Origin of the sequence: Streptosporangium sp. NPDC000095, assembly GCF_042899335.1 — a bacterium.
GTDB lineage: Bacteria > Actinomycetota > Actinomycetes > Streptosporangiales > Streptosporangiaceae > Streptosporangium.
The window spans coordinates 93,313-104,375 of the sequence record NZ_JBIAZS010000002.1 but is presented as its reverse complement, the minus strand read 5'-3'; the positions used below and the strand labels follow the sequence as shown (position 1 = coordinate 104,375).

10 protein-coding genes are annotated in these 11,063 nt (G+C 69.3%); 4 read left to right on the top strand and 6 right to left on the bottom strand.

The genetic code is table 11. The features are described 5' to 3' along the window. Positions 1-29: 29 nt before the first annotated feature. From ACFY3V_RS05815 to ACFY3V_RS05805, 3 genes are read right to left on the bottom strand one after another with little or no spacing between them, the layout of a single operon-like run. Entirely contained in the window at positions 30-857 is an 828-nt protein-coding gene (locus ACFY3V_RS05815; protein WP_362896588.1) for an ABC transporter permease subunit, read from the bottom strand. Next, positions 857-1,723 carry an ABC transporter permease gene (locus tag ACFY3V_RS05810; protein ID WP_362896586.1) on the bottom strand — a complete coding sequence of 289 codons (867 nt, stop codon included), beginning with the start codon at positions 1,721-1,723 and terminating at the stop codon, positions 857-859. Before ACFY3V_RS05810 ends, ACFY3V_RS05815 begins: the two co-directional genes overlap by 1 nt. After that, entirely contained in the window at positions 1,720-2,766 is a 1,047-nt protein-coding gene (locus tag ACFY3V_RS05805; RefSeq protein ID WP_389770437.1) for an ABC transporter substrate-binding protein, read from the bottom strand. The genes ACFY3V_RS05810 and ACFY3V_RS05805 overlap by 4 nt, the downstream gene beginning before the upstream one ends. Before the next feature lie 156 nt (positions 2,767-2,922). Between ACFY3V_RS05805 and ACFY3V_RS05800 the strand changes: the two genes are divergently transcribed. Further along, on the top strand, positions 2,923-4,758 hold the full coding sequence (locus ACFY3V_RS05800; protein ID WP_362896582.1) for a GAF domain-containing protein: 1,836 nt from the start codon (positions 2,923-2,925) through the stop codon (positions 4,756-4,758). A 13-nt stretch (positions 4,759-4,771) separates the two neighbouring features. On the opposite strand, the gene ACFY3V_RS05795 is transcribed toward ACFY3V_RS05800, so the two are convergent. After that, a complete protein-coding gene (locus tag ACFY3V_RS05795) occupies positions 4,772-5,602 on the bottom strand; it encodes an undecaprenyl-diphosphate phosphatase (RefSeq protein WP_350942890.1) in 831 nt (276 codons plus the stop codon). Positions 5,603-5,807: 205 nt separating this feature from the next. On the opposite strand from ACFY3V_RS05795, the gene ACFY3V_RS05790 reads away from it, so the two are divergent. Continuing rightward, a complete protein-coding gene (locus ACFY3V_RS05790; protein WP_389770432.1) occupies positions 5,808-6,440 on the top strand; it encodes a disulfide bond formation protein DsbA in 633 nt (210 codons plus the stop codon). A 255-nt stretch (positions 6,441-6,695) separates the two neighbouring features. Here the strand turns inward: ACFY3V_RS05790 and ACFY3V_RS05785 are convergent, their stop codons facing one another. Next, positions 6,696-8,201: a M28 family metallopeptidase gene (locus ACFY3V_RS05785; RefSeq protein ID WP_389770429.1), complete on the bottom strand. Its 1,506-nt coding sequence runs from the start codon at positions 8,199-8,201 to the stop codon at positions 6,696-6,698. Between the two features lie 98 nt (positions 8,202-8,299). Then, positions 8,300-9,865, bottom strand: a complete 1,566-nt coding sequence (locus tag ACFY3V_RS05780; protein WP_389770426.1) for a M28 family metallopeptidase — start codon at positions 9,863-9,865, stop codon at positions 8,300-8,302. A 214-nt stretch (positions 9,866-10,079) separates the two neighbouring features. On the opposite strand from ACFY3V_RS05780, the gene ACFY3V_RS05775 reads away from it, so the two are divergent. Both ACFY3V_RS05775 and lipB read left to right on the top strand, forming a co-directional pair. Beyond that, the gene (locus ACFY3V_RS05775; protein ID WP_350942895.1) at positions 10,080-10,265 is read left to right on the top strand and encodes a PspC domain-containing protein; all 186 of its coding nucleotides are present in this window, start codon (positions 10,080-10,082) and stop codon (positions 10,263-10,265) included. 62 nt (positions 10,266-10,327) lie between these two features. Next, positions 10,328-11,008, top strand: a complete 681-nt coding sequence (lipB, locus tag ACFY3V_RS05770) for a lipoyl(octanoyl) transferase LipB (protein ID WP_350942897.1) — start codon at positions 10,328-10,330, stop codon at positions 11,006-11,008. Positions 11,009-11,063: the final 55 nt, after the last annotated feature.

Here is an 11,063-nt window from a genome sequence, read left to right as displayed (position 1 = left end):
GGGTTTCCTTTCGAGAAGGGACGTGCTGCTCAGGCGGTGCGCCAGCGGGTGACGAAGCGCTCGATCGGGCCGAGGAGGATCTGGTCGGCGAGGACCAGGAAGACGATGAAGACGACGACCCAGGCGAGGAAGCCGTCGAGCTGGTTGGCGTCGTACCAGTAGCGGGAGCGCCAGCCGACGCCGGAGGTCGAGCCGAACCACTCCGCGAGGAGCAGGCCGTTCCAGGCACTCATGATCGCGAAGCGCACCGCCGCGACCGTCGAGCCCGCGACCGCCGGAGCCACGATGTGACGAAGGACGTGGGGGCGGCCGACACCGAACGAGCGGGCCATGAGCACGAGGTCGGCGGGCACCGCCCTGACCGCCTTGGCGATGTTCACGACCACGAAGGGCAGGGCCGAGAGGAAGACCGTCGTGACCGGGGTGAGCCAGCCGAAACCGAACCACATCGTGGTCAAAAGTGCCCAGATCACCGCCGGGGCGGCGAGCGCGGCCATGGTCAGGTCGGACAGGGCGTGATCGGCGAACCTGGACAGTCCCATCAGCACGCCCAGGGCCGTTCCGACGACGAGCGCCACGACGAGACCCAGGGTGAAGCGGTTCATGCTCACGGCCAGGTTGGCCCACAGGTGACCGCCGGCCGCCTCGCCGCCCAGCCGGCCGAACGTCTCGCCGATCGAGGGCACGCGGTGTCCGTACTCGGCCGCGAGTTGCCAGACGGCGAGCATGGAGAGCAGCGAGGTGACGAGCGCGATCACGGAGGACGACGTCGAGCGTCCGTGTCGCGACCACAGGGATGCCGTACCGCCGGCGGGCAGGGGACGAGGTGTCGCCTCGGGCGCGGTTGCGGTGCTCATCAGAGTTCCTTCCTCCAGGCGAACACCCTGGTCTCGATCCGGGCGAGGCCGCGCTCGATCAGCACCATCGCGATGACGAACAACATGGTCCAGGCGAGCATGTCGGCGACCTTGAACTCCTGGTAGGCGCGCCGGATCATGAAGCCGACCCCGTTGTCGGCGCCGAAGACCTCCGTGAGGGCCTCGACCTTCCAGGCCATGGCGAAGGCGTAGCGGACGCCCACGAACACGAAGGCCGTGACGGCGGGCAGGTAGACGTGGCGCACCACGTCGACGGGCCGCCGATCGAAGGCCCGGCACATGCGGAGCAGCCCGCCGTCGACGGAACGGACGCCCTCGGCGACGTTGATCGCGATGAACGGGACGGCCACCAGGGCCGACACCACGATCGGCCCGGTGGAGCCCACGCCGAAGATGACCAACCCGAAGACGGCGTAGGCGAGGCCCGGAACGTTCCCGAGCACGAACAGCGGCATCGAGAAGTAGGTCGTCATGAACCGGCTGCGGCCCATCACGAACCCGATCGGCAGGCCGACGGCGAGCGCCAGCGCGAAGCCGATCCCGATCTTCACGATGCTCGCGGCGAAGTTGCCGAACGCCTCACCGGAGGCGACGAGGTCGGCGACGCGTCCGAAGACCTTGAACGGGGCGGGCAGGATGTTGTCATCGATGATCCACGCGACCAGGGCCCAGGTGGCGAGTGCCCCCAGCAGCGCGACCGCCGAGACGAGCCACCGTGAGGAGCCCCGGGCGCCTTCGGGGCCGTTGAGTTTGTTGAATCCTGACCGCCGGCCGCGGACTCGCGCGTTCGGCGAACTCTGGCCGGGCTGGGTGACGGGTGGTTCGGTGGTGGTCGGCGAAGTCACCGGCGATCTCCTGCCGTGGGGAGGAATTTCGGGTTTTTCACGTCGTCCTCGATGACGCCGGTCTCGCGCATGAGGTCGAAGATCTTGCTTTCGTCGTCGGCCCACCGCCTGTCGAAACGGATGTCCTGGACCACCCAGTCGTGTTCGGCCACGTAGCTCTTCATGAACTCCACGTAACGGGGGGACTCGACGGCGAAGTGCTGCGGGTAGCGCTCGATGATCTCGTCGCGGTGCTCGCGCCACTCCTTGAGGCCGCGCGACCACAGGTCCAGGAAGGCCTCGACCTCCCGGGGGTGCTCCGCGGCCCAGTCCTCGCGGGCGACGAACACGTTGCCCATGGGACCGTCGTGGCCGGGTGCCTCCAGGTCGGCGAACAGGTCCGCGGACGACTTGCCGTCGTACAGGGCGCGGACGCTGCCCTCGCGCAGTTCGCGCGCGGACAGGTCGGGATAGCAGATGCAGGCGTCGATCTCGCCGCGGGCGAGCAGGTTGGAGAGGTTCTGGATGTCGGCGACGACGATCTTGAAGTCGGATTTCTCTCCGGCGATGGCGAGTCCGTGCATCTTCTCCACCAGGGCGTGCCACACCAGGGTTCCGGAGACCGAGGTGAACACGCCGAGCCGCTTGCCCTTGAGGTCGGCGAAGGACTTCGCCGGGTCGTCGGCGCGCACCATCAGCCGGCTCCGCTCGGAGTTGTAGCGTCCAATGATCACCGTGGCCCGCTCGGTCTCCGCCTCGAGTCCCGGCACCTCGAAGGACGCCGAGGAGATGATGTCGGCGTGGCCGCCGGCGAAGAGCCCGAACTCGTCCCAGGTCGCCGAGGTCTCGATGGAGATCCCCGTCTCCTTCTCGAAGTCCTCGATGATCCCCTCGTCGTGCATGTAGTCCCAGATCGGGTCGGGGGCGAAGGTGAACCGGATGACACCGTCGCGTGCCGCCCGGGAGGAGGCGGGACCGCCCAGACCCGCTCCGCAGGCCGTCGAGACGAACATGGCGCCGACCGTGAGCAGAGCCGCCAGCGCCCGGGATCTGTATTTGTTCAACCGCACGGCTTCCCTACCCTGCTTTCGTGGCACCGTGTGACGGAGGTCACCGGCCAGAACAACGATGCTCCAGCGGTAGCCACCTCCTCAATGTCTCAGCGCTCACACCTGCGGGCTTTATAGTGTGATTTCGAACATGAGGGGGGCGCCGCGATCGTGGAACCGCATCATGACGAACTGCGGCGCTGGCTGGCCGGGATCGCCGACATCGGCGCCGCCGTCAGCCGCCAGGAGCCGCTCGGCGATCTCCTGAACCGGGTGGCCGAGACCGCGTGCTCACTCATGGGATACGACTTCTGCGGCGTCTTCCTGCCCAACCCCGAGGGCACCGCGCTCGTCATCCGCGGCTACCACGGGCTCTCCCCCGAGTACGTCGACCTGGTCAACGCCGAACGCCCGATCCTGCTCGGCGTCGGGCGGGAGGGTGAGGCACCCACCAGCCGGGCGTTCCGCACCGGCGACATCGTCGCCCTGGAGGACATCGGTCTCGAACCACGGTTCGGCCCGTGGGGCGGCGTCGCCCAGGAGCAGGGCTACCGGGCCCTGGTGTCCGTGCCACTGCGCAGCGCCGGCACGGTCGTCGGCACCCTGAACTGCTACCGTCAGCGGCCCCACCACTTCGACGACGCCGAACGCGAGCTCGTCGGCACCCTCGCGACCCAGGTCGCGATCGCGCTGGTCACCGCCCAGCTGCAGGTCAGGGAGCGGGCGACCATCGGCGAACTGCGCGAGCTCAACCGCTCCCTCTCCAGGCAGCACGCCCTGCTTCGCCGCGCGGAGGAGATCCACGTCGAGCTCACCGCGATCGCCCTGCGCGGCGAGGGGATCGGCGGTGTCGTCACCGCGCTCGCGGACCTGCTCGGCTCCGACGTTCTCGCCGACGACGCCCACGGGTCGGTGCTGGCACGTAGCGACGGCCGGTCGCTGGGGACCGACGCGCCGCCCTCGACGGCTCCCGATCTCACCGAGGGGTCGTTGGTGGAAACGATGCTTGAGGGCGAGACCTTCGTCGTATCGGCGGTCCTGCTCGACGGCGAGGTCGTGGGAAGGATCTGGGTCCGTCGGCCCCTCGCCTCCTTCACCGGGCTCGACATCCGCGCCACCGAGCACGCCTCGGTCGTCGCGGCCCTCGAACTGCTCAGGGAACGCACCGCCGCGGACGTCGAGGGGCGCCTGCGCGGCTCCCTCGTCGCCGACCTGCTCTCCGACGAGTCCCTCGACGTCGCCGCCGTGGTCGAACGGGCACGTCGCATGGGCCACGACCTCACCGGCACGCACACCCTCAGCGCGATCGCGGTACGCGAGACCGACGGCGCCGCCGGACTCCCCGCCGCCGAACGCGCGCTCGCGACCATCACCCGGCTCCTCGCGGGAATGAACCCGCCTCCGCTCGCCGCCGCGCACCGGGGCCTGGTCGTCGTGCTCTGGCCCGACCGGACCGTGTGGCGAGACGGTACGACGGACACACCGCGCGAGGCGACCGAGCGGCTGGCCGAGGTGCTCGGTAAAGCCCGCTCGGTGAGACAGGTGACCGCCGCCGTGGCGGCTCCGACACCGACCCTGCCGGGACTTCGGACGGCCTTCCGGACGGCGAGAGGGGCACTGGAGTTGGCCGCCGAGTCGCCGGAACCGGTCGTCCTCCATCTCGCCGAGCCGACCGTCGACAACCTGCTGCTTCAGGTCGGCGACACCGACGGGCTGCGCCGGTTCGCCCGGCGGGTGCTCGGACCGGTGCTCGACTACGATCGCGAGCGCTCGACCGACCTGGTGACCACCCTGCGTGTTCTCGTGGAGAACGACATGGACAGGAGGGCGGCGGCGAGGGAGTTGCACATTCACCCCAACACCGTGCTTCAGCGTATGCGCCGGATCGAGGACCTGACCGCTCTGAAACTCTCGCGTCCGCGCGACCTTCTTGAGATCACGACCTCGCTGGCGGTCGCCAGAATCGCCGGCCTGCGAGATCCGCGTCCTGGCGGGTCCGGGAAGTGACCTGGCCGGGTCTCTAGGCCGACGGGTCGAGGATTCCGAAGCTCACCAGGGCGATGATGATGATCCCGAGGGCGATCCGGTAGATCACGAAGCCGGTGAAGCGGTGGGTGCTGATGTACTTCAGGAACCACGAGACCGCCAGATAGCCCACGACGAACGAGATCACGGTGGCCAGGATCGTGGGCCCCCAGTCGGGGGCGCTGCCGTCGCCGATCTTGAACAGCTCCAGGAAGCCCGAGCCCAGCACGGCCGGGATGGCCAGCAGGAAGGAGTACTTCGCGGCCTCCTCCCTGCGGTAGTCCAGCAGCAGCCCGGCGCTGATCGTGCCGCCGGAGCGGGACACCCCGGGGATGAGAGCGAGCGACTGGGCGAAGCCGTAGATCATGGCGTGGGTGAAGCTGAGGTTCCGCTCCAGGGTGAGCTTGTTGCGGGCGGTGTGGTCGGCGAACCACAGGACCAGGCCGAAGACGATCAGCGTCGTGCCGATCAGCCGCAGGTCGCGGAAGGCACCCTCGATGGAGTCCTTGAAGAGCAGGCCGAGCACCACGATCGGGATGGTGCCCACGATGACGTACCAGCCCATCCGGGCGGAGTGGTGGCCGCGCAGGCCGGGGGTCCACAGGGAGCGCGTCCAGGTGGAGATGATCTCCCAGATCTCCTTGCGGAAGTAGATCAGCACCGCGGCCTCGGTGCCGAGCTGGATGACCGCGGTGAACGCGGCCCCCGGGTCCGGCCAGCCGAAGAACGCCGACGCGACCCTGATGTGGGCACTGGAGGAGATCGGCAGAAACTCCGTCAATCCCTGAATCAGCCCGAGGACCACCGCTTCGAACCAGCTGATCACTTGAAGCACCTTCCGTGCCTGCGCGTGGATAACCTACGCGAGGCTAGCGGAGCAGCGGGGCCGGTGTGACACGGGTCGTTCAGGGCACTGCCGAGTGGGGGCCAACGAAGATCAGATGGCGAGTCGAGTTGGCTCCTGAGCGCCGTTCGGCGAGGGTGGCACAGTACTCGGGCGTCGTCCGAGGACGACGATCGGAGGGCTGGGAATGACGATCAGGACGATCGCGGACTTCTGGTTCGACCCCTCCTGCCCGTACACCTGGATCACCTCCCGGTGGCTGGTGGAGGTGGAGAGGGTGCGGCCGGTCGAGGTGCGCTGGCACGTGATGAGCCTGGCGGTGCTCAACGAGGGCCGCGACGAGGATCCCGAGGGCGACACGGAGGGATACCTCTGGGTTCCCGTGCGCGTCTGCGAGGCCGTACGACAGGAGTACGGGCAGGAGGCGCTCGGGAGGCTGTACACCGCGATGTGGACCGTCGGCCGCGCTCGTGGGCAGGACTGGGCCGGTGCCCTGCACGACTCCCTCGCCGCCGCGGGCCTGCCGCCGGAACCGGCCAAGGCCGGGATGTCGACGGCCTACGACGAGGCGGTGCGCGCCTCGCACGCGGAGGGCATCGGCCTGATCGGCGAGCACGTCGGCACCCCGGTGGTCGCCGCCACCGGTCCCGCCACCGGTGGCGGGCGCGTCGTGTTCTTCGGCCCCGTGATCTCCCGGATTCCCGTCGGCGAGCAGGCGGGCCGCCTGTGGGACGGGACGCTGCTCGTGGCGGGAACCCCGGGCTTCCACGAGCTCAAGGGCACCGCGCACGAGAAACCCCGGCTCGACGATTCGGACTGACGGGGGTTCGCCCCGGAACGCGGGTTTCCCGCCCGCGGACGCCGGGTCGTTCGAGGGCGGTTCGTTCGAGGTTCGTCGGAAGGCGATTCGTTCGAGGGCGGTTCGTTCGAAAGGGGCCGCGAGAGGTCGTCCACGAGACCCGGGAGGGGTGCGACCCGCGTGGCGGGCCGTCCGGAGGCGATCCGGACGGCCCGTGGAGGGGGAAGGCGCGGGCCGCACCCGGTCTCGTCTACTGCCGCCGGGTCACCGCCCCGCTCACTGGCGGGTCACCTTGACGTCGTCCACCCCGGCCTCCACCAGGGAGGCGCCCGAGGCGTCGGCGGCCTCGACCAGGATCCGGACGCTCTGCCCCGCGAAGGCGGAGATGTCGACGTCCGCCGTACCCCAGGCGCCGTTGCGGTTGGAGGCCGCGCCGAGCTGCTGGAACACCTGGGTGGTGGTGGAGCCGACGACCTTCACGCGCAGGTAGTCGGCGCTTGAGGAGTTGGAGCCGTGCGCGAGATACCAGGAGAAGGCGAGCTTGAGCGTCCCGGTCGACGGCAGGGCGACGGCCGGGGAGCGGACGCTGGTGATGCCTCCGTCGATGTCGTAGTCGCCGGCCGCGGAACCCGCGAGCCTGCCGGTGACCAGGTCGTTGGTGCCGCTCACGGTGGTGCCGAGCTGCTTGGCGCCACTGGAGTTGGTGGCCTGCGGGACGCCGCGCTCCCACTGGCCCGAGGTGGCGGTGTCGGTCCCCGACGGGTTGGTCGTCCAGCCGGTCGCCGTCTCGAAGGTGTCCTGCCAGACGACCGTCGGAGGTACGGCGGTCGCGGTCGTCCACACCGCGTAGGCGATGGCGTCGGCGTTGCGGTTCAGCGCGGTGTCACTGATGTTGGACGTCGTGTCGCACGCCCGGTGGTAGCAGGGGTCGAACGCCTGCCCCGCCGTACCGCCCCAGAGGGTGGCCTGGGCGCTGGACTTGACGCCCTCAGCGCCGGTGAAGGTGCCGCCCGCGGGGATGCCGACGGCGATGAAGGGCCCGTAGTCGGAGCGTCCGTCGAAGTCGGTGCCCCGGGTGGCGACGCCGATCGAGGTGAAGTACGCCTGGAGCGTCGCCTCCAGCTGCGCGGAACCCGCCGGGCCGGGGCCCGAGCCGACGCCGTCGGAGTTGTCGCCGTCGTAGATGAAGTAACCGGCGTTGGGCGAGCCGACCATGTCGAAGTTGTAGTAGCCCTTGATCTTGGCGCGCTCGGTGGCCGAGAGGTTGTTCACGTAGTACTGGGAGCCGCGCAGGCCCAGCTCTTCCGCGCCCCACCAGGCGAAGCGGAGGTGCTTGGTGGGTGCCAGCGACTGGCGGGAGACCTCGAGGGCGGTCTCCAGGATGGCGGCGCTGCCGGAGCCGTTGTCGTTGATGCCCGGTCCCGCGGTCACGCTGTCGAGGTGGGCGCCGACCATGAGGATGTCGTTCGGGTCGCCACCGGGCCAGTCGGCGATGACGTTGTAGCCGGTCGCGCCGTTGTAGGTGAACGACTGCAGGGAGGTGGTGAATCCCGCGCCGTCCAGCAGGCCCTTGACGTAGTTCGCCGAGGCGAGGTAGCCGGGGCGGCCGTGGGCGCGGTTGCCGCCGTTGGCGGTGGCGATGGACTGGAGCTGTGTGAGGTGTGCCTTCACGGCGGTCAGCGAGATGTCCGGTGGGACGGCGGCCGACGCCGATGGTGCGGTGAACGCCAACGGGATGGCCAGGATCGCCGCCATGCCCATGGTCCACAGACTGCGCATCATGCTCCTCGGGTTTGAGGGGTGTGGGGGGTCCCCGAGCGGCGCGCACCCGTGGCGGGTGCGCGCCGTACAGCGTGGTGGTGCGCTTGCGGAGCGAATCCCTAGCGGGCGGCCTCACCGTGGTGGTGGTCCGCCGCGGCCGGCGCCGCGGACCTGGAGAGTGCCTTGGTCGCGGCGTTGCGGTCGGGAATGCCCTTCAGGTCGTAGGCGAAGTACGCGGTGGCGTAGCCGACGGCCTTGGAGTTGCGGTCGAGCGCGGCGGCGCTGATGTTGTTGATGCCGTCGCAGGCGGCGTGGTAGCAGGGGTCGTAGGCGACGCCCGCGGTTCCGCCGAACCTGGCGGCCTGCTCGGGGGTCTTGATGCCTTCGGCGCCGGTGAAGATACCGCCGGCCGGGATGCCGTTGGCGATGAACGCGCCGTAGTCGGAGCGGCCGTCGAAGTCGGTGCCCTCGAACGGCAGCTTGCGCTTGTTGTAGAACGACTCAAGGCGCTTCTCGACCTGGGCGGAACCGGCAGGACCCGCCGGGGCGCCCTCGGCGTCGGAGTCGTCACCGTCGTACAGGAAGGTGACGTCGTTGGGCGAGGCGATCATGTCGAAGTTCAGGTAGAGCCTGATCTTGTCCTTCTCCGCCTGGGACAGGCCCGCGACGTACTGGTCGGAGCCGAGCAGGCCGAGCTCTTCCGCGCCCCACCAGGCGAAGCGCACCTTGTACTTGGTCGGCACGTAGGCCAGCTTCAGCGCGGTCTCGAGGATGGCGGCGCTGCCGGAGCCGTTGTCGTTGATGCCCGCGCCCTCGGGCACGCTGTCGAGGTGGGCGCCGACCGCGACGATCTCGCCGGACTTGCCCCAGCGGGAGTCGGCGATCAGGTTCTTGGTACGGCCGACCTCGGTCTCGGCGTCGACCTTGAGACGGACGGTGGTGTTCGGGGCGGCGGCCAGCTCAAGGCCGACGGCCGTGCTCGTCATCACGATGGGGAAGCCGAAGCGCCACTCGCGGATGTCGAAGACGAGCGGGTCGGTCCTGCCGGGCTGGCCCTCGTTGAAGAAGATCACACCGGCCGCGCCGGCCGCCTTGGCGTTGGTGGCCTTGTCGATGAACGGGCAGGTGCCGCGCTGGAGCAGCGCGATCCGGCCGGGGACGAACCCGGCGAAGTCCGAGGCCTCACAACCCGCCGTCGAGGTGTTCGCGACCGGGGGCGGCGGGAGGACCGCGTCGACGACCTGCACCTGCGCGGTGACGTCTCCTCGGCTGGAGGAGATGACGGTGACGAAGTCGGCGGGGTTGGCGTAGGTCTTCGCCACGGGAGCGGTCTGCTGCAGGACGGAGGGGCTCGCCTCCTCCCAGTCCAGCGGGAACTCGACGTCGGTCGTGGAGGTCTTGTATCCGGCCTTGCGCAGCTTGTCCTGCACGTAGGCGAGGGAGGCGTCGTAACCGGGAGAGCCGGCGGCGCGGTTGCCGCCGTTGGCGGTCGCGATCTGCTGGAACTTGTCAAGGTGCTTCTTGACGTTGCCGCCCTTGATCTGCGTCGCGAACACGTTCGCGAGGACGTCGGTGACGTCCGTGGACGTGGTCGCGCTCGCCGGTGCGGTGAGGGCGAGAGGGAGGGCGAGGGCCGTGACCAGGGCGGCGGTCTGGACCAGGCTGCGTCGTAACCTCAGGCGCATAGCGCTCCTCGGGGTGGAACGGAGGGGAATCCCCTATTAGGTACATGGCGGAACGTACCGTGATCAACCGGTTTCGCCTAGATGTGCCGACGTTCGGGTGCGAAAAAAGTTATCAAGCCGACCCTGACAGGGTTTTCTCAGGGGTGTCTCGGGAACGGATGGGTTCCGGTCGTTCGTTTGAAAGGACGAAGAACATCGATTCGAGAGAGGCAACGTGTACCGTTCGAGAAATCACAAGATAATCGCCGGAGTCTGCGGCGGGATCGCGGACAGTCTCAACATGCCGCCCACCCTTGTCCGGGTGTTCTGGCTGTTGCTCTCGCTCATTCCAGGGCCCCTGTGGGTCGCCTACGTGCTGATGTGGATCTTCGTCCCCAAGGCGCCCGCGGCCCGCTACTAGGACGAGGGCCGGTGTTCCGGCCCCCGGGTCGCGACGCGTCCCGGTGAAATTAAGCTGGGGGCATGAGGCGACGCCCACTGTCCCTGGTCCAGGACGACCTGGTCGACTACGAGAAGGCGATGGAGCGGATGACCGACATGGTCGGTCAGCGGCAGCGCGACGAGCGCTCCGACACGCTCTGGTTGCTCAGCCACCCGCAGGTGTACACCGTGGGCAGGCGAACCCCTGAGCAGCACCTGCCCGACCCCGCTCACGGCATCCCGGTCGTGAGCACGGGTCGTGGCGGGCAGCTCACCTACCACGGCCCCGGCCAGCTGGTCGGATACCTGATCGTCAAGCTCGGCGAGGGCGAGGGGATCGTCGACTACGTCCGCGAGGTCGAGCTGAGGCTCGTCGGCGCGCTCGGCGCGCTGGGTGTCCCGGCCGAGCGCCGCGACACCCCGCCGGGCTCGGAACTGCTCACCGGCGTGTGGACGGCAGAGACGGGACGCAAGATCGTCTCGATCGGCATGCGGCAGAGCCGCGGTGTCACCAGTCACGGGTTCGCCCTCAACGTCGACGGCGACCTGACCCCGTGGAACTGGGCCGTGGCCTGCGGCATGCCGGATGTGGACATGACGTCCGTGGGACGGGAGGCCCCGGCCGCCGGGGGGACGACGTTCACGATGTTCGGCGGGGCCCCCGCCGCCACGGCGATGGATCGGGTCCGTGCGGCGGTGGCGGAGGCCTTCGAGGCGAGCTGACCGGCCCTCTCCAGGGCCGGTCGGCTCGTTTCCCGGTCCTCTCCGGGAACGTCGG

Coding starts and splice junctions, on each gene's coding strand:
- ACFY3V_RS05815 (WP_362896588.1), bottom strand. CDS start 857: ATGAGCACCGCAACCGCGCCCGAGGCGACACCTCGTCCCCTGCCCGCC.
- ACFY3V_RS05790 (WP_389770432.1), top strand. CDS start 5,808: ATGACGATCAGGACGATCGCGGACTTCTGGTTCGACCCCTCCTGCCCG.
- ACFY3V_RS05785 (WP_389770429.1), bottom strand. CDS start 8,201: ATGATGCGCAGTCTGTGGACCATGGGCATGGCGGCGATCCTGGCCATC.
- ACFY3V_RS05780 (WP_389770426.1), bottom strand. CDS start 9,865: ATGCGCCTGAGGTTACGACGCAGCCTGGTCCAGACCGCCGCCCTGGTC.
- lipB (WP_350942897.1), top strand. CDS start 10,328: ATGAGGCGACGCCCACTGTCCCTGGTCCAGGACGACCTGGTCGACTAC.